Annotated in this window: 22 protein-coding genes; 10 read left to right on the forward strand and 12 right to left on the reverse strand. The window is 72.9% G+C overall.

The window, feature by feature from the left end; translation table 11 throughout:
- Positions 1 to 79: 79 nt before the first annotated feature.
- From KZQ38_RS34065 to KZQ38_RS34085, 5 genes are all read left to right on the forward strand, one after another.
- Complete coding sequence (locus KZQ38_RS34065) at positions 80 to 1039, forward strand: ATP-binding cassette domain-containing protein (protein WP_219448137.1); 960 nt, start codon at positions 80 to 82, stop codon at positions 1037 to 1039.
- Positions 1036 to 1839 (forward strand): ABC transporter permease, encoded by an 804-nt coding sequence (locus KZQ38_RS34070; protein WP_219448138.1) that lies wholly within the window; start codon positions 1036 to 1038, stop codon positions 1837 to 1839. Before KZQ38_RS34065 ends, KZQ38_RS34070 begins: the two co-directional genes overlap by 4 nt.
- A gap of 70 nt (positions 1840 to 1909) precedes the next feature.
- Positions 1910 to 3064 (forward strand): RtcB family protein, encoded by a 1155-nt coding sequence (locus KZQ38_RS34075; protein ID WP_219448139.1) that lies wholly within the window; start codon positions 1910 to 1912, stop codon positions 3062 to 3064.
- Between the two features lie 82 nt (positions 3065 to 3146).
- A complete protein-coding gene (locus KZQ38_RS34080; protein ID WP_219448140.1) occupies positions 3147 to 3716 on the forward strand; it encodes a hypothetical protein in 570 nt (189 codons plus the stop codon).
- A complete protein-coding gene (locus KZQ38_RS34085) occupies positions 3716 to 4186 on the forward strand; it encodes a hypothetical protein (protein ID WP_219448141.1) in 471 nt (156 codons plus the stop codon). The genes KZQ38_RS34080 and KZQ38_RS34085 overlap by 1 nt, the downstream gene beginning before the upstream one ends.
- 60 nt (positions 4187 to 4246) lie before the next feature.
- On the opposite strand, the gene KZQ38_RS34090 is transcribed toward KZQ38_RS34085, so the two are convergent.
- From KZQ38_RS34090 to KZQ38_RS34140, 11 genes are all read right to left on the reverse strand, one after another.
- Positions 4247 to 4573, reverse strand: coding sequence for a hypothetical protein (locus KZQ38_RS34090; protein WP_219448142.1), 327 nt, complete (start codon positions 4571 to 4573; stop codon positions 4247 to 4249).
- A gap of 124 nt (positions 4574 to 4697) precedes the next feature.
- Complete coding sequence (locus KZQ38_RS34095) at positions 4698 to 5495, reverse strand: ABC transporter permease (protein WP_219448143.1); 798 nt, start codon at positions 5493 to 5495, stop codon at positions 4698 to 4700.
- Positions 5473 to 6291, reverse strand: coding sequence for a 2-aminoethylphosphonate ABC transporter permease subunit (locus KZQ38_RS34100; RefSeq protein ID WP_219448144.1), 819 nt, complete (start codon positions 6289 to 6291; stop codon positions 5473 to 5475). Before KZQ38_RS34100 ends, KZQ38_RS34095 begins: the two co-directional genes overlap by 23 nt.
- A complete protein-coding gene (locus KZQ38_RS34105; RefSeq protein ID WP_219448145.1) occupies positions 6291 to 7334 on the reverse strand; it encodes an ABC transporter ATP-binding protein in 1044 nt (347 codons plus the stop codon). The genes KZQ38_RS34100 and KZQ38_RS34105 overlap by 1 nt, the downstream gene beginning before the upstream one ends.
- Positions 7331 to 8332, reverse strand: coding sequence for a 2-aminoethylphosphonate ABC transporter substrate-binding protein (locus tag KZQ38_RS34110; RefSeq protein ID WP_219448146.1), 1002 nt, complete (start codon positions 8330 to 8332; stop codon positions 7331 to 7333). Before KZQ38_RS34110 ends, KZQ38_RS34105 begins: the two co-directional genes overlap by 4 nt.
- A 7-nt stretch (positions 8333 to 8339) precedes the next feature.
- Positions 8340 to 8987 (reverse strand): phosphonatase-like hydrolase, encoded by a 648-nt coding sequence (locus KZQ38_RS34115; RefSeq protein ID WP_219448147.1) that lies wholly within the window; start codon positions 8985 to 8987, stop codon positions 8340 to 8342.
- A complete protein-coding gene (locus KZQ38_RS34120; RefSeq protein ID WP_219448148.1) occupies positions 8984 to 10102 on the reverse strand; it encodes a TIGR03364 family FAD-dependent oxidoreductase in 1119 nt (372 codons plus the stop codon). Before KZQ38_RS34120 ends, KZQ38_RS34115 begins: the two co-directional genes overlap by 4 nt.
- A gap of 143 nt (positions 10103 to 10245) precedes the next feature.
- Positions 10246 to 11022 (reverse strand): GntR family transcriptional regulator, encoded by a 777-nt coding sequence (locus KZQ38_RS34125; protein WP_219448149.1) that lies wholly within the window; start codon positions 11020 to 11022, stop codon positions 10246 to 10248.
- 58 nt (positions 11023 to 11080) lie between these two features.
- A complete protein-coding gene (locus KZQ38_RS34130) occupies positions 11081 to 11902 on the reverse strand; it encodes a glutamate ABC transporter substrate-binding protein (protein WP_219448150.1) in 822 nt (273 codons plus the stop codon).
- A 137-nt stretch (positions 11903 to 12039) separates the two neighbouring features.
- Positions 12040 to 14697 carry a bifunctional acetate--CoA ligase family protein/GNAT family N-acetyltransferase gene (locus KZQ38_RS34135; RefSeq protein WP_219448151.1) on the reverse strand — a complete coding sequence of 886 codons (2658 nt, stop codon included), beginning with the start codon at positions 14695 to 14697 and terminating at the stop codon, positions 12040 to 12042.
- Positions 14698 to 14699: 2 nt separating this feature from the next.
- Positions 14700 to 15884 carry an acetoin utilization protein AcuC gene (locus KZQ38_RS34140; RefSeq protein ID WP_219448152.1) on the reverse strand — a complete coding sequence of 395 codons (1185 nt, stop codon included), beginning with the start codon at positions 15882 to 15884 and terminating at the stop codon, positions 14700 to 14702.
- Positions 15885 to 16046: 162 nt separating this feature from the next.
- Here KZQ38_RS34140 and KZQ38_RS34145 point away from each other — a divergent pair, with 162 nt between their 5' ends.
- Positions 16047 to 16664: a DUF3558 family protein gene (locus tag KZQ38_RS34145; protein WP_219448153.1), complete on the forward strand. Its 618-nt coding sequence runs from the start codon at positions 16047 to 16049 to the stop codon at positions 16662 to 16664.
- Positions 16665 to 17009: 345 nt separating this feature from the next.
- On the opposite strand, the gene KZQ38_RS34150 is transcribed toward KZQ38_RS34145, so the two are convergent.
- Positions 17010 to 17858, reverse strand: coding sequence for a sulfurtransferase (locus KZQ38_RS34150; RefSeq protein WP_219448154.1), 849 nt, complete (start codon positions 17856 to 17858; stop codon positions 17010 to 17012).
- 61 nt (positions 17859 to 17919) lie between these two features.
- On the opposite strand from KZQ38_RS34150, the gene KZQ38_RS34155 reads away from it, so the two are divergent.
- From KZQ38_RS34155 to KZQ38_RS34170, 4 genes are read left to right on the forward strand one after another with little or no spacing between them, the layout of a single operon-like run.
- Positions 17920 to 18612 carry an iron-dependent transcriptional repressor DtxR gene (locus tag KZQ38_RS34155; protein WP_219448155.1) on the forward strand — a complete coding sequence of 231 codons (693 nt, stop codon included), beginning with the start codon at positions 17920 to 17922 and terminating at the stop codon, positions 18610 to 18612.
- Positions 18609 to 19787 carry a galactokinase gene (gene galK, locus KZQ38_RS34160; protein WP_372452318.1) on the forward strand — a complete coding sequence of 393 codons (1179 nt, stop codon included), beginning with the start codon at positions 18609 to 18611 and terminating at the stop codon, positions 19785 to 19787. The genes KZQ38_RS34155 and galK overlap by 4 nt, the downstream gene beginning before the upstream one ends.
- Positions 19788 to 19847: 60 nt before the next feature.
- On the forward strand, positions 19848 to 20810 hold the full coding sequence (gene galE / locus KZQ38_RS34165; protein WP_219448156.1) for a UDP-glucose 4-epimerase GalE: 963 nt from the start codon (positions 19848 to 19850) through the stop codon (positions 20808 to 20810).
- The gene (locus tag KZQ38_RS34170; RefSeq protein ID WP_219448157.1) at positions 20807 to 22837 is read left to right on the forward strand and encodes a S9 family peptidase; all 2031 of its coding nucleotides are present in this window, start codon (positions 20807 to 20809) and stop codon (positions 22835 to 22837) included. The genes galE and KZQ38_RS34170 overlap by 4 nt, the downstream gene beginning before the upstream one ends.
- Positions 22838 to 23232: the final 395 nt, after the last annotated feature.

The raw sequence follows: 23232 nt of genomic DNA on the forward strand, positions 1-23232 counted from the left end.
CCCACCGACCGGGCGGCACTGCTCCATCCGAGTGAAATCCGCCCTTCACATGCCATCCGGCGGGTCCATCATGGCCCCCATGTCAGACGCAATCGTGGCCGAAGGGCTGGTCAAGCGCTACGGATCGGTCGTCGCCCTGGACGGTCTGGACCTGGTGGTGCCCGAAGGCACCGTCATGGGACTGCTCGGCCCGAACGGGGCGGGCAAGACGACGACGGTGCGCGTGCTCACCACCCTGCTGGAGCCGGACGCCGGCCGGGCGACGGTCGCCGGGCTGGACGTCCACGCCGACGCGAAGGAACTCCGCCGCCGCATCGGCCTGTCCGGCCAGTATTCGGCGGTGGACGAGAACCTGACCGGGTTCGAGAACCTGGACATGGTGGGCCGCCTGTACCACCTGGGCAAGAAGCGCAGCCGGGAACGCGCGCGGGAGCTGCTGGCCCGGTTCGACCTGGTGGCCGCGGCCGACCGGCCGGTGAAGGGCTACTCGGGCGGTATGCGGCGGCGGCTCGACCTCGCGGGCGCGCTGGTCGCCACGCCGCGCGTGCTGTTCCTGGACGAGCCGACCACCGGCCTGGACCCGCGCAGCCGGCTCGGCATGTGGGACGTGCTCGGCGAACTCGTGGCGGGCGGCACCACGCTCCTGCTGACCACGCAGTACCTGGAGGAGGCGGACCGGCTCGCCGACCGGATCGCGGTCATCGACCACGGCCACGTGATCGCGCTCGGCACCGCCGACGAGCTGAAGGCCCAGGTCGGCGGTGAGCGGCTGGAGCTGACCGTCGGCTCCGCGCAGGACGTCACGACGGCACGCGCCGCGCTCGGACCGCTGGCGGTCGGCGAGATCGTCGAGGACGAGCGCGGGCACCGGCTGACCATCCCGGTGTCCGGCGGCTCCGAGGTGCTGGTGGAGGGCATCCGGCGGCTCGACGCGGAATCGGTGAAGGTGCTCGACGTCGGCCTGCGCAGGCCGACGCTGGACGACGTGTTCCTGTCGCTGACCGGGCACGCGGCCGAAGAAGAGGAGCAGGGGGAATGAACGCCTTCACGCAGGCGCTGGGTGACGGCGCGGTCGTCGCCAAGCGCAACCTGATCAAGATCAAGCGGGTGCCGGACCTGCTGGTGTTCTCGACGTTGTCGCCGATCATGTTCGTGCTGATGTTCGCGTACGTGTTCGGCGGCTCGATCGAGATACCCGGCATGGACTACCGGGAGTTCCTGATGGCCGGCATCTTCGCGCAGACCGTGGTGTTCGGCTCGACCATCACCGGCAGCGGGCTCGCGGAGGACATCCAGAAGGGCGTCATCGACCGCTTCCGGTCGCTGCCGATGGCCCGTTCGGCGGTGCTCATCGGGCGCACGACCTCGGACCTGGTCAACAACGTCATCGTCGTCCTGGTGATGTCGGTGACCGGCCTGATCGTGGGCTGGCGGATCAACTCGTCGTTCCCCGAAGCGCTCGCCGGGTTCGCGCTGCTGCTGCTGTTCGCCTACGCGGTGTCGTGGGGCATGGCGATCGTCGGTCTCGCGGTGCGCAGCCCGGAGGTGTTCAACAACGCCAGCTTCATCGCGATCTTCCCGTTGACGTTCATCGCCAACACCTTCGTGCAGGAGAGCAAGCTGCCCGGCGTGCTGAAGACGTTCGCCGAGTGGAACCCGGTGTCGGCGGTCACCCAGGCGGCCCGGGAGCTGTTCGGGAACACCAATCCCGCCTTCCCGCCTCCGGACGTGTGGTCGCTGCGCCACCCGGTGCTGATGACGCTCATCTGGGTCGCCGTGTTCCTCGTCGTCTTCGTGCCGCTGGCCACCCGCCAGTACCGCCGCGCGGTCAGCCGCTGAGGGGGCGGTTTCCCCTGCCCGGCGGGGAAATCGACTCGCCGCCGGGCAGTGCCGGACTTAGCCTTCCGGCATGAACGCGACCACGATCCCCGGCGCGCACGTCGACATCCGGCTCTGGGCCGACCCGGCCGAGGTCGAGGAGCAGGCCCTGCGGCAGCTCCACAACATCGCTTCCCTGCCGTGGGCGGTGAAGCACGTGGCCGTGATGCCCGACGTGCACTACGGGATGGGCGCGACCGTGGGCTCGGTGATCGCGTTGAAGGACGCGGTGTCCCCGGCGGCGGTCGGCGTGGACATCGGTTGCGGCATGACGGCCGTGCGCACGTCGCTGTCGGCGGACGACCTGCCCGCGTCGCTGGGCCCGCTGCGGTCCGCGCTGGAGGCCGCCGTGCCGGTGGGTTTCGCGATGCACCGGGAGCCGGTGGTCGGGCGTGACGCGTTCTGGGACGGCTTCGACCGGCTCACCCCGACCCTCAAGCTGGACAAGGCGTTGCGGCAGGTCGGCACCCTCGGCGGCGGCAACCACTTCCTGGAGGTGTGCCTGGACACCGCGGGCCGGGTGTGGGTGATGCTGCACTCCGGGTCGCGCGGTGTCGGCAACCAGCTGGCGCAGCACCACATCGAGGTGGCGCGGGGCCTGACGCACAACGCCGAGCTGCCCGACCCGGACCTGGCGGTGTTCCTGGCCGGCACGCCGGAGATGGCGGCGTACCGGCACGACCTGTACTGGGCGCAGGAGTACGCGCGCCGCAACCGGGCCACCATGCTGGAGCTGGTGTGCGGCGTGCTGCGTGACGCCTTCCCCCACGTGTCCTTCGAAGAGCCGATCAGCGCCCACCACAACTACGTCTCGGAGGAGCACCACTTCGGCGAGGACGTCCTGGTGACCCGCAAGGGCGCGATCCGGGCGCGCAAGGGCGAGTTGGGCATCATCCCCGGCTCCATGGGCACCGGCTCGTACATCGTGCGCGGCCTGGGCAACCCGGATTCGTTCGAGTCCGCGTCGCACGGCGCGGGGCGGCGGATGTCGCGGAACAAGGCGCGCAAGACGTTCACCGAGGCGGACCTCGCGGCGCAGACGGCCGGGGTCGAGTGCCGCAAGGACGCCGGTGTGGTGGACGAGATCCCGGGCGCCTACAAGGACATCGACTCGGTGATCGCGCGGCAGGACGACCTGGTGGAGGTCGTCGCGCGGCTCAAGCAGGTGGTGTGCGTCAAGGGGTAGCGGCGGCTCGAGCGGTCACCGGCCACGTTTGTGCCGTGCGCGGCTTGGCTACCCGGAGGGCAGCCAAGCCAAGGAGGCAATGATGTCCACCGGCACCATCATCGGCGTTGTCGTCGTCGTGCTGGTCGTCGTCGCCGCGGTCGCCGTCCTGTCGACGTTCCTCTTGCGGCGCAAGAGGTTGCAGGAGAAGTTCGGGCCCGAGTACGAGCGGGCGATGGCGCGCGGCGACAACCGGATGGCCGCGGAGCGCGAGCTGGTCGAGCGCGAGCGCGAGCACGCGAAGCTGGAGCTGCGCCCCCTGCCCGCCGGCACCCGCGACGCCTACGCGCGGAACTGGAGCCGCATCCAGGAGCAGTTCGTCGACGCGCCGGATGACGCGGTCGCCCGAGCGGACCGCCTGGTGACCGACCTGATGGCGGAACGCGGTTACCCCACCGAGGGGTACGAGCGGCAGGCGTCGCTGCTGTCCGTGGAACACGCGCGGACGCTCGACCACTACCGCGAGGCGCACACCATTTCCGACCGCCACGACCGGGGTGAGGCGTCCACCGAGGACCTGCGCGCGGCGATGGTCCACTACCGGGCACTGTTCGAAGACCTGTTGGCGGGCGGCGCGCAGCGCGACGCCCAGCGCCGGGAAGGAGCGCGGTGATGACCGATCGCCTGACGACCGAGGACCTGGCGGCACCGGAGAAGCACGTCCGGGACACGGGTTTCGCCGCCACCGACCACCACCCGGACAACCAGGTGGTCGAGGAAACCGAGCGGTACGAGGAAGTTCCGGAGGGCGAGCCGTACCCGGCGGCGGACGACGCCGTGCCGTCGCCGCGGCACGACGAGCCGCGGCACGACGAGGAGCCGTTGTTCGGCGCGGACGAGGCGGACGGCTTCCGGGACGTGTGGCGGACCCTCCAGACCGACTTCGTGGACGACCCCAAGGGCGCGGTGCGGCGCGCGGACGAACTCGTCGCCGAGGTGGTGCAGAGCCTCGCGACCACGTTCGCCGAGCACAAGCGCTCCCTGGAGGAGCAGTGGCACGAGGGCGGGCAGGCCGACACCGAGGAGTTGCGGCTCGCGCTGCGGCGCTACCGGGCGTTCTTCGACCGGCTGCTGTCCGTCTGAGCGCTCCCCGTTGTGCGTCCGGCGACCCGGGCGCACAACGGGTGGTTTTTCGGCGGTGCCTCAGCCCGGCAGTTCCCGGATCTCCATCTCCAGCACGTCGATCTCGTCGGTGATGGCCTCGTCCAGCAGCCGGTCGAGCAGCGTCGAGCAGTCGTGCAGCCCCACCCCGAACCGGGGCACCTGCTCCCACCACACCGCCGGGTTGTTCCAGAACGAACCCGAACCCTGGTCCACCCCCGCGAGGCACCGCAGCCTCGTGTCGTCGTCCGGCAGGCCGCGCACGTAGTCGACGAACCGCGCGAGCGCACCGGGATCGCACACCGGCACGGCACCGTACCCGCGCAGGCAGTCCTCCAGTTCCGCCAGGAACTCCTCTTTGAACGTCACGGCAACACCCCCCGCTTCCCCCGCGCCGCTGCGGGTGAGGAGGACTCACTTCCCGAGCACCAACGGTACCCCCGCGAGCACTCACGACGACGCCTGCCAATGGGCGGTATCAGGGCACGACTTCCTAACGTTCGGACGAACGCTTGCCCAACCTTCCCAACAGGAGCAGGCCCGCGAGGGTGATGCCGAGGAGCACCGCGGTGGACGCCGAGGCCGCGAACACCTGACCGCGGTCGGTCAGGGTGAACACGCTGACCGGCAGGGTCCGCCAGTCCGGCGGGTACAGCATGATCGTCGCACCCACCTCGCCCATGGACAACGCCAGGCCCAGCGACGCCGACGCCGACATCGCGGGCAGCAGCACGGGCAGGCGCACGCGCCACAGCACGCGCGCGGGCGACGCGCCCAGGCTCTCCGCCACCGCCGCCAGCACCGGGTCGGCACGCCGCTGCGCCGCCGACACCACGCTGAACGTGAACGGCAGCACGATCACCAGGTGCGCCACCAGCACGATCCACCGGGTGCCGTTGAGCAGCAGCGGCGCGCGGCTGAACGCCACCAGCAGACCCAACCCGACCACCACGGACGGCACGGCCAGCGGCAGGTGGGCCGCCGCGTCCAGGAACCGCCGCACCGGTGGCGGCGCCGCCGCCGCGCCGAGCGCGAGCCACGTGCCCAGCACGACGGCCGTCAGGGTGGCGATGACGGCCGTCTGCGCGCTGACCACCGCGGCGGCCACCGCGTCACCACGCACGGCCTCCGCCAGGTGCGTGCCGGTCAGCTCGGACGGCAGCACGCCGTTCCACGAACCGGCCACGGCCGCCAGCGCGATCATCGCCAGCGGCGCGACCACGACGACCGCGAACAACGCCGCGAACAACGCGATGGCGATGATCCGACTACGCCGCGTCCACAGCAGCACGGCCCTCCCCCTTCGCGAACACCCGGCGGTGCAGCGCGTACAACGCGCCGGAGAACACCACGTTCACCACGGCGACCACGCACGCCGCCGGGTAGTCGAACGTCACGATCGCCTTCGTGTAGACCAGCATCGGCAGGGTGATCACGTCTTTCGCCCCGACGAACAACACGATGCCGAACTCGTTCATGCACAGCAGCAACGTCAGGCACGCGCCGGACGCCAGCGCGGGCAGCGCGTCGGGCAGCACCACCTGCCGCAGCACCCGCCACGGCGACGCGCCCAGGCTCGCGGCCACGTCCAGCTGGGCGCCGGGGATCTGCGTGAACGCCGCCAGTGCGGGCCGCATCACGAACGGCGTGTAGAAGGTGATCTCCGCGAGCAGCACGCCCCAAGGGGAGTACAGGAAGTCCACCGCGCCCGCGCCCAGCGCCGCGTTCACCACGCCCGCGCTGCCGTAGAGGAACGTGAACGCCAGCGCGATCAGGAACGACGGGAACGCGAGGACCACGTCCACCAGCCGCGACACCGCGCGCACGCCGGGGAACGGCGCGAACGCGATCACCAGTGCCAGGAACACGCCCAGCACCAGGCAGCCCGCGGTGGCGGCGACGGCGAGCAGCACCGTCCGCACCAGCGCCCGCCGGAACTCCGCGGACGCCAGCACCTCGTGCCAGTTCGCCAGCCCCACCACGCCGTCGTCGGAGACGAACGACTGGTGCAGCACCAGCGCCAGCGGGTACCCGAAGAAGACCACCAGCACGGCGACCGGCGGCAGCAGCCAGAGCAACCGGCGCATCACGCCACCCGCACCAGCGGGCAACCGTCCGGAATGGACACCTCGACCCGGTCGCCGACGGCGAGCCCCGCCACGTCGGGCGTCTCGGCACGCAGCCGGTGCCCCAGCTCCAGTTCCAGGTCCAGCCGGTAACCGGTGCCACGCCACTGCACGGCCAGCACCCGCGCCGCGAGCCCGGACCCGGTGTAGGGCCGCACGCCCACGCGGTGCGGGCGCACGCCCAGCGCCACCGCCGCGCCGGACGGCAGCCCGGCCGACGACGCCGCCAGCCGCAACCCGCCCAGCCGCACCGCGCCCGCGTCCTCCACGTCCACCGGCAGCAGGTTCGACGCGCCCAGGAACGCGGCGGTGAACGACTCGGCGGGCCGGTGGTACAGCTCGGCGGCCGGGCCGACCTCCACCAGCCGCGCGTCCCGCATCACCGCGATGCGGTCGGCGAGCGCCAACGCCTCGCTCTGGTCGTGCGTCACGTGCACGACGGCGGTGTCGGGCAGCTCCGCCCGCAGCCGCAGCAGCTCGGCCACCATCTCCTCGCGCAACGCGGCGTCCAGCGCGGACAGCGGTTCGTCCAGCAGCAGCACGGCCGGGCGGACGGCCAGCGCCCGCGCGATCGCCACCCGCTGCTGCTGGCCACCGGAGAGCTGGCGCGGGTACCGGTCGCGGAACCCGGCCATGCCCACCAGGTCCAGCACCTCGGCGACGCGCTCGGCGACGGCGCGGCGCGGCACCCGCCGGGCCCGCAGCCCGAACGCCACGTTGTCGGCCACGGTCATGTGCGGGAACAGGGCGTAGCTCTGCACCACCACGCCGAGCCCGCGCCGGTTGGGCGGCTCGTCGGTGACGTCCCGGCCGGCCAGCAGCACCCGCCCGGCGGTGGGTCGCAGGAAACCGGCGACGGCCTTGAGCGCGGTGGACTTGCCGGAACCGGACGGGCCGAGCAGCGCCAGGGTCTCCCCCGGCGCCACCGCGAGGCTCAAGTCGTGCAGGGCGACGGTCCGGCCGAAGTGGACGGACACCCCGCGCAGCTCGACCGCGGGCGTCAACGCCCCACCGCCCGGGTGTAGGCGGCGATGTCGGCGTCCAGCGTGGCGACGACCGACGTCCAGTCCGGCTGCCACACCCGCACGTCACGCAGCAGCTCCTCGATCCGGCCCTCGGCGGGCACGTCGGAGCGGGTGGCGCGGCCCATCGCGTCGGCGCCCACGGTCTTCTGCACCTCCTCGGACAGCAGGAAGTCGAGGAACTTCCGGCCGTTGTTGGCGTGCGGCGCGCCGGCGGCGAGCCCGGCGTAGTAGGGGATGGCGAACGTGGACCGCACGCCCTGGTCGTCGGCCGGGAAGAACACCTCGAACTCGGACTTGTCGTCCCGGATCGAGGTCAGGTTCATCTGGAGGTCGCCGTTGGCCACCAGCAGCTCGCCCTTGGACACCTTGGGCTGGAGCTTGCCGGTGGACGACGACGGGCCGACGTTGTTGGCCTCCAGGCGGGCCAGGTAGTCCAACGCGCCCTGGTCGCCGAACACGTGCTTGAGCTGCAACAGCACCGCCGTGCCGTCACCGGCCTGGCCCGGCGTGGAGTATTGGAGCTTGCCCTTGAACCGCGGGTCCAGCAGGTCCTGCCAGGTCTTCGGCGCGGGCTGGGCGAGCTTCGGGTTGTAGATGAAGTTCAGGTAGTTGTCGACGACCGCGGTGTACTGCCCGGTGCGGTTGGGCACCTTGTCCGAGCCGGCCGGCGCGTAGTCGGCCAGCAGCCCGGCGGCGGAGGCGCGCTGGATGAACGGCGGCAGCGTCACCAGCACGTCGGCCTGCGGGTTGGCCTTCTCGCGCTCGGCGCGGGTGACCACCTCGCCGGAGCCGGACTCCACGAACCGGACCTCGATGCCGGTCTTGGCCCGGAACTCCTCGGCACGCTTGCCGTACCAGCCGGCCAGCCCGTCGACGGTGTACACGGTCACCGTTTGATCGCCGCCGGAACCGCCCGCCGTGCCGCCGCACGCGGCGGTGAGCAGGAGCAGTCCGACAGCCAGAACCTTGCGCAGCACGGGTTCTTCACAGCCCTTCGAGTACGGCGGGTAGGTCGGTGATCGAGTCGATGACGTGCGTCGCGCCCGCGGCGGCCAGCTCGGGGCCCGTGCCCGCGCCGGTCAGCACGCCCGCGACGACGCGGGCTCCGGCACGCAGGCCCGCCACCACGTCGGAGGGGGTGTCGCCGACCACGGCGACGTCGCGGACGTCGGCCAGCCCGAGCCCGAGCACGGCGGCGAGCACCATGTCCGGGTAGGGCCTGCCGCGACCGGCTTCCGCCGGGGTCGTGGTGAAGTCCGCCAGGTCGGTCCAGCCGAGCGCGGACAGGATGAGCTGCTGCGTGGCGCGGGCGAAACCGGTGGTGAACGCGACCCGCACACCGCTCGCGCGCAGCCCGGTGATCACGTCCCGCGCGCCGGGCACGGGCCGGCAGTGCCCCGCCGCGACCAGTTCGGCGTAGGCGCGCTCGAACTCGGCGTTGGCGTGCTGCGCCGCGGTCTCGTCGGTGAGCAGCTCGCGGAACACCACGATCTTGGACTGGCCCATGGTGGCGCGGACGTGGTCGACCATCGCGGGGGTGGCGCCCGGCAGCGCGCGGTGGAAGGCCCGTTCCACCAAGCCGTCGTCCAGCACGGTGGTGCCGGCCATGTCGAGCACGACGAGGGAGGTCACAGGCCGACCTCCTCGGCCGTGTCGAAACCGATGGCGGGCGAGCACGTCATACCGCGCCCGCCGGGGCCGGTGACCAGCCAGACGCCGGGTTCGACCTGCTCGCGGTGCACCACGCGGGTCGGGTCGGCGCATTGCGCGTACACACCGGCCCAACGGCGGGTGACGCGTGGCAACGGCCGTCCCAGCAGGGATTCCGCCACGTCCGCGAGGTGCGCGTACGGCGCGTCCTCGGTGTCGAACGGGAACGGTTCGTCGTAGGCGTGGGTGTCGCCGATGGTGAGGCCGCCGTCGGCGCGCTGCACCACCAGCAGCTGCATCGCGTGCTCCCGCGCCACCTCGGCCTGGGGCTGCGCGTGGTTCAGCTCGTCCAGCGCCGCGCCCCGGTACGCCGGGTAGTAGCGGAAGCTGTCGCCGTCCGCCACGGACGTGGTCAGCGGTTCGCCCAACGGCTCGGTCTGCATCATCTGGAGCCGCACCCGGCGCACCGGCACGCCGCCGGTCAGCTCGCGGACGAGGCCGCCGAGCCACGCGCCGGTGCACAGCACCACGACGTCGCCGCGGTGCTCGTCACCCCGGTCGTCGCGGACGACGCCGGTCGACACCGAACGCACCTCGCGACCGGGCAGGAACGAGTACCGCCCGGTCGCCGCCAACGCCGCGCGCAACGCGGGCTGCGCCGTGCGCGGTTCGACGGCGGCGTCGCGCGTGCAGCGCAGCGCGCCGAGGAAAGCACCGCGCAGCGCGGGGTTCACGGCTCGCGCGGCGGCGGCGTCGAGCAGTTCCAGGCCCCGTTCGGCGGCGTCGGGGCGGGCCGCGACCTCCTCCGCGACGGCCAGCTCGCGCGGGGTCCGCAGCACGGTCAGCGACCCGTTCGGCCGGAACCCGACCGCGGGCACGCGTGCGCCGATCCGCTCCCACAGCTCGCGGGAGCGCTGTGCCGCGGACAGCTCCGCGCCCGCCGCGCGCCCGCCGACCCACACCAGGCCGAAGTTGCGCACCGACGCGCCACGCGCCTCGGGTTCCCGCTCCAGTTGGACCACTTCGTGACCGCGTTCCACGGCCTGCCAGGCGTGCATGGTCCCCAGCACGCCCCCGCCGACGATGAGCACTCGCATACCGCGCATCGTCAGCAGCCATGACGAACCGGTCGTGTCACCAAGACGACGGGCGCGTTAACCGCAGCTGTGGACTAGATGTGTTATCCCCACGTGATGAAGTGCCGCGGTTCGCGGCACCGCCCTGGGCCGGACGGCGGAAGCTACGCGTCCGCGCGGAGTCGGGCGACGAAGCTGAACCGGTCGCCCCGGTACAGCGACCGCACGCGCTCGATCGGCACGCCGTCGTCGTCGAGGGACACGCGGTGCAGCAACAGCATCGGCAGCGCCGGGTTCGTGCCGATCAGCAACGCCTCGCGCGGCGTCGCCAACACGGTCTCCACCCGCTCCTCGGCCTCCGCGAACGCCACGCCGAGCCGGTCGGTCAGGCACGCGTACAGCGAGGTGGTCGGGTCGAACACCTCCAGCAGCGTGGGGAACCGGGCCTCCGGCACGTACGTGGACTCCAGGCCCACCCGCTCCTCGTCGGCCAGCAGCACCCGCTCCAGGTGCACCACCGTGTCACCGCGCCCGATGCGCAGGTCGCGCGCCAGCACGTCGTCCGCGGGCAGGTGCTCCACGGTGATCACGCTGCGCGCCGGGTCCACGCCCTGCCGCCGCATCCCCTCGGTGTAGGACACCAGGGACAGCGGCTGCACCAGCTTCGGCGGCGCGACGTACGTGCCGCTGCCCTGCCGGCGCTGGAGCTTGCCCTCCAGCACCAGTTCGCCGACCGCCTGCCGCAACGTCACGCGGGACACCGAGTAGCGCTCGGCGAGTTCCCGCTCGGACGGCAGCGCCGCGCCCTCCCCCAGCGCCTCGATGAGCCACAGCAGCTCCGTCTTCACCGCGTAGTAGCGCGGGATGCGACCGTGCTCGGGGATACCGGCGCGGACCGGTCCGTCCGCGCGGTACTGGGGAACGAAATGCGAAGCAGGCACCCGGCGAGCCTACGACCTCGAACGCGCCGGTCAGACCGCTATCGGGGTGGGTCGCACGTCACGAAACGATCTTGGGCGGATCGGGGATGCGGTAGCCCGACTGGCCGACGTTGTCCTGGAGTGACTTGCGCCACTCGCCGGAGTCGATCATCTGCTGGACGGCGGCGGTCACCTTCGCCTTGCCGGCGGCATCGCCGCGGCGCAGCCCGATCCCGTACTCCTCCTTGCTGAACGGCTTCCCGACGACCCGCAGCAGCTCCGGGTTCTGCGCCGCGTACCCGGCGAGGATCACGTCATCGGTCGTCATGGCGTCGACCTGTTCCGCCAAGAGCGCGGTGACGCAGTCGCTGAAGTTCGGGTAATTCACCAGTTCCACGGACTGGGCGAACTTGTCCTTCACGTACTGCGCCGAGGTCGTGTTGTCCACCGAGCACAGCCTCATGCCGGCGGCGAGCGACTCGGGACCGGTGATCCGCGGGTCGGACAACCGCACCAGGAGGTCCTGGCCCGCCACGAAGTACGGGCCGACGAAGTCGATCACCTCCTTGCGCTTCTCGGTGATCGAGTAGGTGGACACCACCAGGTCCGCCTTGCCGTCGACCAGCAGCTGCTCCCGCTGCGAGGGGGTGGCCTCGATGAACGACACGTCCTCGGCGCCCAGCTCCTTCGCCACGTACCGCGCCACGTCCACGTCGAAGCCCTTGAAGACGCCGTCCAGCCGGCGGACGCCCAGCCCCGGCTGGTCGTAGCCGACCGCGACGACGAGCTTGTTGGCGCTCGCCTTCCCGACGACCGTCGTGTCGTCGCCGGCGGAGCACGAGGCGAGGACCAGCGCGGCGGAGCACACCAGTGCGAGGGCGCGCAGCGATGCCAGTGCCATTGTTCCCCATTCCCGGGTCCTCTTGAGATGCCGGAAACCTAGGCGGCGACAAGGTTTCCGTCCATAGTCCACGGGAATTCACCTGAGCGGGATCGATCAAGAGCGGCGGCACGCGCGTCGGCGCTGACCCAGTGCGCTCAGCGCGGTGCGCCCGGTGATCGCAACCGGCGCGGACCGGTGTCGTGCCTGGACGGCGGCGGGCCCAGGGTCACGCGGGCGTTGCCGACGTACGCGCCCGCCGCGCTCGCCAGCACCGGCTCCAACGCCACCTCGCGGACCTCGGGCACGTCCTCGGCGAGTGCGGCAAGCCGCAGCACCAGGTCCTCCAGCGCGGGGAGGTCGGCGGACTCGCCACCGCGGTAACCGGCCAGCAGCGGCGCGGCCTTCGGCGCGCGCACCAACGCCTTCGCGTCCGTCTCGGTCAGCGGCACGGCCCGGTAGGCGCGATCGCCGAGGAGGTCGCTGACCACACCGGACAACCCGAACGACACCAGCGTGCCGAACGACGGGTCGTCCTGGAGTCCCACCACGCAGGAGATCCCCTTGGGCGCCATGCGCTGCACGTACACGTCGGGCCGCTCGGACACCTCGGCGAGCATCCGGTACGCGGTCCGCACGGCGTCGTCGCCGGTGAGGTCCAGCCGCACGCCGACCAGGTCGGTCCGGTGCCGCAGCCGCTCGTCGGTCGCCTTCACCGCCACCGGGTGCCCGAGTTCGCGGGCGGCGGCCACCGCCGCGTCCTCCGACGACGCCACCCGGAACGGCACGACCGGCACGCCGTAGCAGGCCAGCAACCGCACGGCGGTGTCGTCGTCGAGCCGCCGCTCACCGGTCTCGCCCAACCGCAGCGACTCCACCAGTTCGTGCGCGGCGGCCGGGTCGACGCCGTCCGGCCGCGCGAACCGGCCCTGCGGCGCGGACCGCCAGCGGGCGTAGCGGCTGGCCCGCGCCAACGCCATCACCGCGCGCTCCGGGCTCGGGTACGACGGCACCGAACCGCGGCCCGGCGCGCCACCCGGCCCCGGCACCGCCAACTCCTCCGGCACGCCCTCGACCGCGAGGAACGTCGACACGATCGGCTTGGTGCCCGCCACGTCGCGCAGCGCACGCGCGAACGCCGTGCCCGGCACCGCGAGCGGCGGCACGAAGACCACCACCAGCGCGTCGGTCCCCGGGTTGGCCAACGCGTCGCGCACCGCCGCCGCGAACGCCTCCGGACCGGCCTGCGCGCCCACGTCCACCGGCGGACCCGCCAGCTCCAGGCCCTGCGCGAGCGCCGTGTCCGCCGCCAGCAGGCCGATCGCGGTCGAGTTGCCCACCACCGCCACCCGCGGCCCGGCGGGCAGCGGCTGGTGGGCGAGCAGCAACGCCGTGTCGAACAGCTGCGCCAGCGATTCCACCCGGATCACGCCCGCCTGCTCGAACAACGCCTGCACGCTCGACTCGTCCACCGCGACCGAGGTGGCGGCGAGCGCGGGCGTCACCGCGTGCCGACCCGACTTCACCGCGACGATCGGCTTGGTGCGGCCGAGCCGCCGCGCCAGCCGCGCGAACTTGCGCGGGTTGCCGAACGACTCCAGGTACAGCAGGACGACGTCGGTCGCCGGATCGGTCTCCCAGAACTGGAGCAGGTCGTTGCCGGACACGTCGGCGCGGTTGCCCGCCGACACGAAGGTCGACAGCCCGAGCCCGCGTGACGCCGCGGTGGCCAGGATCGCCGTGCCCAGCGCGCCGGACTGGCAGAAGAAGCCGGTCCGCCCGCGCACCGGCAGGGCCGGCGCGAGCGTCGCGTTCAACCGCACCGCCGGGTCGGTGTTCAGCACGCCCAGGGCGTTCGGGCCGACCACCCGCATCCCGTGCGCCCGCGCCTCGGCGGCCAGCCGCCGCTCCGCGCTCAACCCGCCCGGCCCCGTCTCGCCGAACCCCGACGACACCACCACCAACGCCTTCACGCCCTTGGCGAGACAGGCGTCCATCACGTCGTCGACGCTCGCGGCGGGCACGGCGACCACGGCCAGGTCCACGTCGTCCGGGATGTCCAGGACCGACGGGTACGCCCGCACGCCGCGCACCGACCGGTGCTCGGCGTTCACCGGGTACACGGGGCCGTGGAAGACGCCCTCCAGCAGGTGCGCCAGCACCGCGTGGCCGATCTTGGTGGGGTCGGTCGACGCGCCGATCACCGCCACCGAGCGCGGGTGCAGCAGGTTGTGCACGCTGCGCGCCTCGGCCGCCTGCTCGCGGGCACGCGCCACGGCCACCGACTCCTCGGTGGGGTCGATGTCGAACTCCAGGTGCAGCACGCCCTCCTCGAACGCCCGGCTCACGCTGTACCCGGCGTCCCGGAACACCCGCACCATCTGGCCGTTCTCGGCGAGCACCTCGGCGGTGAACCGGCTCAGCCCGCGCTCGCGGGCCGCCGCCGCCAGGTGCTCCAGCAGGATCGAGCCCAGTCCCCGGCCCTGGTGGGCGTCCTCCACCACGAACGCCACCTCGGCCGACCCGCCGCCGCCCAACCGGTCGTACCGGCCGACGGCCACGATGTCGTCGCCCAGCAGCGCGACGAACGCCACCCGGTCCGCGTGGTCGACCGTGGTGAACCGCTCCAGGTCCCGCCGCGGCATCCGCGGGTAGGGACCGAAGTACCGGAAGTACCGGGTCCGCTCGGACAGCCTGCCGTGGAAGGCCAGCAGCCGCTCGCCGTCGTCGGGCGTGATGGGCCGCAGGTGGACGGTGCCGCCGTCGCTGAGCACGACGTCGGCCTCCCAGTGCCGCGGGAAGTCGAAGGGGTCCACAGCTAGTCCCTCGGGTCGTCGGGATCCAGTCCGTGCAACGGGAACACCGCCCGCCTCGTGTCCCGCACGGCCGCGTCCAGCGGCGACCGCGCGTCACCGCCCCACGGCTCGAACGCGACGTCGGCGTCGTCCGACATGGTGGTGGGCAACGCCCAGCCCGGCGCGCGGCCCGCGACGTGCGCCACCCAGTCCGCGGGCAGCCGGGCGGCCGGGTCGACGTCGCGGTCCAGCACCGTGGCCAGCAGGTGCGTCCACGACCGCGGCACCACGCGCACCAACTCGTACCCGCCGCCGCCGAGGGCGAGCCACCGGCCGCCGGACACCTCCTCGGCCAGCGACCGCAGCACCCGGTAGATCGCGCGGTGCCCGTCCACGGTGAGCGCGAGGTCCGCGAGCGGGTCCTCGCGGTGGGTGTCCACACCGCACTGGGTCACCAGCACCTGCGGCCGGAACGCCCGCAGCACCGACGGCACCACCGCGTGGAACGCGCGCAGCCACTCCGGGTCCCGCGTGCCCGGCGGCAGGGCCAGGTTCACCGCCGTGCCCTCCGCGCCGCGACCGCCCAGTTCGGACGGTCGGCCGGTGCCCGGCCACAGGCTCGACGGGCTCTGGTGCACCGACACCGTGAGCACGCGCGGGTCGTCGTAGAACGCGTCCTGCACGCCGTCGCCGTGGTGCACGTCGGTGTCGACGTAGGCGATCCGGTCGAACCCGTGGTCCAGCAACCACGAGATCGCCACCGCGCAGTCGTTGTAGACGCAGAAACCGGCGGCGTGGTCGCGCATCGCGTGGTGCAGACCGCCCGCGATGTTCACCGCCCGCTTCGCGCCGGCGGCGATGGCGCGTGCCGCGGCCAGCGAGCCGCCCACCACCAACGCCGCCGCCTCGTGCATCCGGTCGAACACGGGGTTGTCCGCGGTGCCGAGCCCGTGCCCCACGTCCCAGCCCGCCATCGGCGCGGCCTGCACCGCGGAGAGGTAGGAGGGGTCGTGCACGCGCTCGATCTCCACGTCCGCGGCGGGTTCCGGCACGACCAGCGGCACGCCGTCCAGCACGCCGAGCGCCGCGGCCAGCCGAACCGTCAGGTCCAGCCGCACCGGGTTCAACGGGTGGTCGCCGCCCAGGTCGTAGCCGAGGAAGGACTCGTCCCAGACGACAGCGGCCCGGTCACCCACGTCGACGCCCATGACCGGCAACCTAACCCACGGACGGCCCCGGGGTGTGATCACAGGTTGGTGGATCCCCGCGTGACCGCTCCCCCGCAGGACTTAGAGTCTGGCGGGACGAAGCGGGCCAGGTTGCGGCCATCGAGGATGGAACCCCGCACGTCGGAACGGGGTCAGACACACATGCACCTGCGACGAGCCTCCTCCCTGACGGCCGTGCTGGCCTTGGCCCTCACGCTGGGTCTCACGGCGTGCGCGACGACCGTCACCGGTTCGGCCCGGCCGGCCGAGGGCGCGGCGCGCGGCGCTGAGCAGACGACCTCCGGCAAGGCGCCGTCGACCAAGGCGTCGACCACGGGGAAGAAGGAAGACCCCACCGGCGCGCCGACCACCGGCACCAAGCCCGCGGGCAAGGTGAAGATCGGCACCAAGAAGAAGACCGAGGGCTACGAGGACTGCGACATCCTCACGCCGGACGACGTGGCCGCGGCCATCGGCGCGAAGAAGGCCGGCGAGAAGGGCTGCGTGCAGAGCACCGAGGAGCCGTTCGCCGTGGTGCTGTTCATGGTGACGTTCGCCGAGTACGAGGGCGAGGCGCGCGAGATCGAGATCGGCGGGAACACCGCGTACGAGGTCAAGGAGAAGGGCGGCGACTGCTCCGTGGTGGTCATGCTCACCGACGACCCGGACGTGATCACGCCCGCGTTCCTGGCGAGCGTGACGCCGATCGACACGTTCGACCCGTGCCAGGTCGCGCAGAAACTCGCCACCAAGGCGTTCGAGAAGATCCCGAACGCCTGACCCGCGGCCGGAGGGTGATGCGCCCGCCCCTCACGACAGTGGCAGACCGACCACGCTCCGCCACCCGCGCCGCGGCACCCCAACCGCTCCCCGCCACTCCCGGCGGGCCACACCGGTCTCCCCCACTCCCGGCGCGGCACACCGACCGCTCCCCCATTCCGGCGCGGCACACCAATCGCTTCCCGCCACTCCCGGCGGGCAGCCCGATCGCACTCCCCGCCACGTCCGGTGAGCACCCGACCGCCACCCGTGCGCGGCCCGGCGAACTCCGTCACGAGGCTCCCGCCGCCACGGGTCCCCTCCGCGCTCCGCCTCCGCCCCTGCCTTCGCCTCCGCAGCCGGAGGTCAGGGGTTGGGCCCGGTCGCGACCTCTCGCTCCGGGTCGGTGCACCAGTGCGACCACGAGCCCGCGTACAACGCGGCCGGCCGCTCCACGTCGGTGACACCCGCCACCTCCAGCGCCAGCACCACCGACGACGCCGTGACCCCCGACCCGCAGTACGCGCCGACCGGTGTGCCCGACCGCACCCCGATCGCCCGGAACCGCCCCGCCAGCGCGCCGGCGTCCAGCCAGCGCCCCTCGCCGTCGACGTGCTCCGCGGACGGCGCGTTGCGCGCACCCGGGATGTGCCCGGCACGCGGGTCGACCGGTTCCACCTCTCCCCGGTACCGCTGCGCGGCCCGCGCGTCCAGCAACACCCCGTCACGGGCCAGCCGCGCCGCGTCGTCGGCGTCCAGCACGGGCATCCCGCCGGGCCGCACCACGACGTCGCCCGGCGCGACCGCGGGCACCTCCGCCGTCACCGGCCGTCCTTCCGCGACCCACGCCGCGTAACCCCCGTCCAGCACCGCCACTTCCGGGTGACCGGCCCACCGCAGCAGCCACCACAGTCGCGCCGCGACCGACCCGTCACCCCAGTCGTAGGCCACGACCGGGTGACCTTCCCGCACCCCGGCACCACGCAGCGCACGCTCCAGATCACCCGGCGCGGGCAGGGGGTGACGCCCGCCGTCACCCGGTGCGGCGGCCAGGTCGTCGTCCAAGTCGAGGTAGCTCGCACCCGGGAGGTGCGCGACCTCGTAGTCTTGACGTCCTGGAGGTCCGCCGAGTCGCCAGCGGACGTCCACCACGACCGGAGGGACGGCGCCGGCCGCCGCGGCAGCCAGGGCTTCGGTGCTGATCAATGGATGCACGGCACCATCCTGCACCCGTCCACGGGCGACTAGCATTGGCACCACACGAAGGGGAGCGGGTGTGAACGACCTCATCGACACCACCGAGATGTACCTCCGCACGATCTACGAACTGGAAGAAGAGGGCGTCGTCCCTCTGCGCGCCCGCATCGCCGAACGGCTCGGGCAGAGCGGCCCGACGGTGAGCCAGACCGTGGGTCGGATGGAGCGCGACGGGCTGGTCGTCGTGGCCGACGACCGGCACCTGGAGCTGACCGAAGAAGGTCGTGGCCTGGCCGTGGCGGTCATGCGCAAGCACCGGCTCGCCGAACGCCTGCTGGTCGACGTGATCGGCCTGGAGTGGGAGCACGTGCACAGCGAGGCGTGCCGCTGGGAGCACGTCATGAGCGAGGCCGTCGAGCGCAAGCTCGTGAAGCTGCTCGGCAACCCCACCACCTCCCCCTACGGCAACCCCATCCCCGGCCTGGACATGCTGGGCGACGGCGAGCCGGCCCCACCGGCCGAGGCCGGCCTGGTCCGCGTGGACGAGGTGGCGCGGCGCGGCGGCGGCCGGGTGGAGGTGCGGCGGATCGCCGAGCACGTGCAGATGGACCCGGCCCTGATGGCGGGTCTGAAGGCGGTGGGCGTCGTGCCAGGCGGCACGGTCGAGGTGTGCGCGCCGTCCGGGGCGAAGGTCGTGCAGGTGCGTGGCAACGGCACGACGGCCGAGCTGGACCAGTCCGTGGCGCACGCCGTCCTGGTGCAGGCCAGGTGACCTTGGCGGCGCAGGCCCGGCGCGCCGCCACCGCGTTCGCGGAGCTGCACGGCTCCGCGCCGCGCGGTGTGTGGTCCGCGCCCGGCCGGGTGAACCTCATCGGCGAGCACACCGACTACAACGACGGTTTCGTGCTGCCGTTCGCGCTGCCCCAGCGCACGGCGGTCGCCGCCGCGCCGCGGACCGACGGCGTGCTGTCCGTCGCGACGCTCGGTGAGGACGGCGCGCTGCGCCGCGCCGACCCGGTGGCGATCGCCGACCTGGAGCCGGGCGCGGTGACGGGCTGGGCCGCGTACCCGGCGGGCGTGGCGTGGGTGCTGCGTGGCGAGGGCGTGGCCGGGGGTGCGGACCTCGTGGTGGCGGGTGACGTGCCGGTGGGCGCGGGCCTGTCGTCGTCGCACGCCCTGGAGTGCGCGGTGGCGCTGGCGCTGCTCGGCCTCGCGGGGGTACCCGAGGACAGGCCGCTGATCGCCCGCTGGGTGCAGCGGGCGGAGAACGACTTCGTGGGCGCGCCGACCGGTCTGCTGGACCAGACCGCGTCGCTGCTGTGCACCGAGGCGCACGCGTTGTTCCTGGACGTGCGGACCGGCGAGACCGAGCAGGTGCCGTTCGACGCCGCCGCCCACGGCTTGGAGGTGCTGGTCGTCGACACCCGGGCACACCACTCCAACACCGACGGCGGCTACGCGGCGCGACGGGCCGGGTGCGAGCGCGCGGCGGAGCTGCTGGGCGTGCCCGCGCTGCGCGACGTGGGCGTCGACGGGTTGACCGAAGCCCTGGACCAGCTGCCGGACGACCTGCGCCCGCTGGTGCGGCACGTGGTGACGGAGAACGACCGGGTGCTGCACGCGGTGGCCGCGCTGCGCGCCGGGTCGCCCGCCGACCTGGGACCGCTGCTGGAGGCGTCGCACGCCTCGCTGCGGGACGACTACCGCGTGTCGGTGCCGGAACTGGACGTCGCGGTCGGCTCGGCGCTGGCCGAGGGCGCGCTGGGCGCGCGCATGGTCGGCGGCGGGTTCGGCGGCTCCGTCATCGCGCTGGTGCCGGCCGAGCGGCGGGCGGCGGTGGAGGAACGGGTGCTCGCCAACTTCACCGCACGCGGGTGGGCGGCCCCGAGGACGTTCCCGGCCGTGCCCTCGGCGGGCGCCGGCCGGGACGACCGATCACCCACCTGACCCGCCCTGAACCGACCTGACCTGACGATTGATCATCGACTCAACGGAAGCGGGGAACACGTGAAGCTGCTCGTCACGGGCGGTGCGGGGTACGTCGGCAGCGTGTGCGCGGCTCGGCTGGCCGAGTCCGGCCACGAGGTGGTCGTGCTCGACGACCTGTCGACCGGGCACGCCGACGCGGTCCCCGACGGCGTCCGGCTCGTCGAGGCGGACATCAACGACGTCATCGGCGACGTGCTCGCCGAGGGCTACGACGGTGTGCTGCACTTCGCGGCGAAGTCGCTGGTCGGCGAGTCGCAGCAGGAGCCGGCGAAGTATTGGCACGGCAACGTCGGCACGGCGCTGGCGCTGCTGGACGCCATGGTGGAGCACGGCACGCCGCGCCTGGTGTTCTCGTCCACCGCCGCCACGTACGGCGAGCCGGACGCGGTGCCGATCGCGGAGACCGCGCCGACCCGGCCCACCAACACCTACGGTGCGACGAAGCTCGCGATCGACCACGCCATCACCGGCTACGCCCGGTCGCACGGCATCTCGGCGGTGTCGCTGCGGTACTTCAACGTCGCGGGCGCCTACGGCCGCTTCGGCGAGCGGCACACCACCGAGACGCACCTCATCCCGATCGTGCTCCAAGTCGCGCAGGGCAAGCGCGACCAGGTCGCCGTGTACGGCGACGACTACCCCACCGAGGACGGCACCTGCGTCCGCGACTACATCCACGTGGTGGACTTGGCCGACGCGCACCTGAAGGCACTCGACCACGCCGAGGCAGGCGAGCACCGGATCTACAACCTGGGCAACGGGCTCGGCTTCTCGGTGCGCCAGGTGATCGACGCGTGCCGCGAGGTCACCGGCCACCCGATCCCGGCAGAGGTTTCGCCGCGCCGGTCGGGCGACCCGGCGGTGCTGGTGGCGTCCGCGGAGCGGGCGCGGACCGAGCTGGGCTGGAAGCCGGAGCGGGTCGAGCTGACCGGCATCGTGCGCGACGCGTGGGAGTTCACCCGGTCCCAGGAGGCTCGATGAGCGGCACTTTCCAGGCGGACGACTTCGCGGACCTCTCCGCGATCGCCGCGCTACCCCGGCTGGGTTCGCTGGCGCTGTCGGCGGACGGCACCCGGCTGGTGACGGTGGTGGCGGAGCTGTCACCGGACGGCAAGACGTGGCAGGGCGCGTTGTGGGAGGTCGACCCGACGGGCGAGCGGCCCGCCCGGCGGCTGACCCACGGCGCGAAGGGCGAGTCCAACCCGGTGTTCACGCCGGACGGCGCGCTCCTGTTCCTCTCCGCGCGGCCCGACCAGGAGGCCAAGCCCGCCGAGGGCGGCAAGGCCAAGGACAAGACGGCCCTGTGGGTCCTGCCACCCGCCGGCGAGGCCCGCGAGGTCTTCCGCCCCGGCCGCGGCGTGGAGCGCGTCGAGGTCGCCAAGCAGTCGGGCACCCTGCTGCTGACGGCGGGCGCGCACCCGACCACCGAGTTCGGCGAAGCCGACGAGGCGCTGCGCAAGGCACGCGAGGACGCGGGCGTCACCGGCATCCTCTACGACTCGTACCCGGTCCGGTACTGGGACACCGACCTCGGCCCCGCCTACTCGCGGCTGCTCACCGGCACCCTGCCGGACGGCCGCCTGGACGCGGCGGACCTGACCGACCTCCGCCCCGCCGCGACCGCGCGCCTGGACGACGCGGCGACCATCAGCCCCGACGGGCGCTGGGTGGTGCACACCGAGCGGGTCGACGTGAGCCCGTCCTACGGGCCGCGCGTGCGCCTGCGGCTGGTTCCGACGGACGGTTCACCGGGTCGTGTGCTGGCCGATGTCGAAGGCCATTCGTTCATGCAGGTCACCTTTCTGCCGGACTCGTCTGCCGTGATCGCGGTGCGCGTGCACGACTCCACCCCGGAGCGGCCGTGGCGCAACGCCCTCGTGCGGATCGACCTCGACGGCACCGTGACCGAGCTGGCACCGGACTTCGCCGAGGAGGCGGAGCACCCGGTGGTCAGCCCGGACGGCGCGGCCGTGTACTTCACCAGCTCCCTGCGCGGGCACCAGCCGATCTGGCGGCTGGACCTGGCCACCGGCGACCTGATCCGCCTGACGGCCACCGGCGCGTACACCGACGTGCAGGTCGGCGAGCACCACGTCTACGCCCTGCGCCACGCCGTGAACCAGCCGTCCCGCCCCGTGCGGCTGGAGCCGACGGAGCCGGAGCAGACCCCGCTGGTGCTCCAGGCCCCCGGTGCGGTCGAGTCGCTGCCCGGCACCCTGACCGAGGTCGAGACGGTGGTCGAGGACGGCCGCACCGTTCGGGCGTGGCTGGTGCTGCCCGAAGGCGCCTCCGCGGACCGCCCCGCCCCGCTGCTCCTGTGGGTGCACGGCGGCCCGGTGATGAGCTGGAGTGGGTGGAGCTGGCGGTGGAACCCGTGGCTGATGGCCGCGCGGGGTTACGCCGTCCTCCTGCCCGACCCGGCCCTGTCGACCGGGTACGGCCCGGAGTTCATCGCCGCGGGTTGGGGTAGCTGGGGTGCCAAGCCGTACACGGACCTCATGGCGATCACCGACGTCACCGTCCAGCGAGACGACATCGACGAAACCCGCACCGCCGCCATGGGTGGGTCGTTCGGTGGCTACATGGCGAACTGGATCGCCACCCAGACCGACCGGTTCAAGGCCATCGTGACGCACGCGTCGCTGTGGCACCTGGACGCGTTCACCGGCACCACGGACGACTCGTACTACTGGATCCGCGAGATGGGCGACCCGCTGCGGCAGGAGGAGCAGGTCCGGGCGAACTCGCCGCACCTGCGCGTGGCGGACATCAGGACACCGATGCTCGTGATCCACGGCGACAAGGACTACCGGGTCCCGATCGGCGAGGGCCAGCGCCTGTACTTCGATCTGGTCCGCCACGGCGTGCCGGCGAAGTTCCTGTACTACCCGACCGAGAACCACTGGATCCTGACGCCGGGCAACGCCAAGCTCTGGTACGAGACGATCTTCTCCTTCCTGGCCGAGCACGTGCTGGGCGAACCCTGGCAACGCCCGGACCTGGTCTGAACCCGCTCCCCAACGGCCCCGCCCCAGTCCCTGACGGCGGGGCCGTTTGCTGTCTGCCGCCAGGATTCGCGCGCTCCCACGCCGCCCCTGCGCGGGTGTGTGGCGGGTGTCCTTGTTGGTGCTTGGCCTCCTTTGCGCTCGATGGCTTGGTGTTGGGCTCCTTCCGGGTAGGGGTGGGGTCGGGCCGGCGGGGGAATTCGGCCCGACCCCTGTGAGGGGTGGCTGGGTGGGTTGTGGTCCGGGCGCTCTCGGACCTGTTGTGTGGCAAGGGTTTCACCGCTGGGCCTGACGGCTCGCCGAGTGCGGGGTCCGGGGGCCATCGCACTGCCGTGGTGGAGATTCGGGGTGCGGTGGGTGGTGCCGGCGGGGACCGGGGGCCAGCCGGTGCGGACAGG

Source organism: Saccharothrix obliqua, from assembly GCF_019375475.1.
Classification (GTDB): Bacteria; Actinomycetota; Actinomycetes; order Mycobacteriales; family Pseudonocardiaceae; genus Actinosynnema; species Actinosynnema obliqua.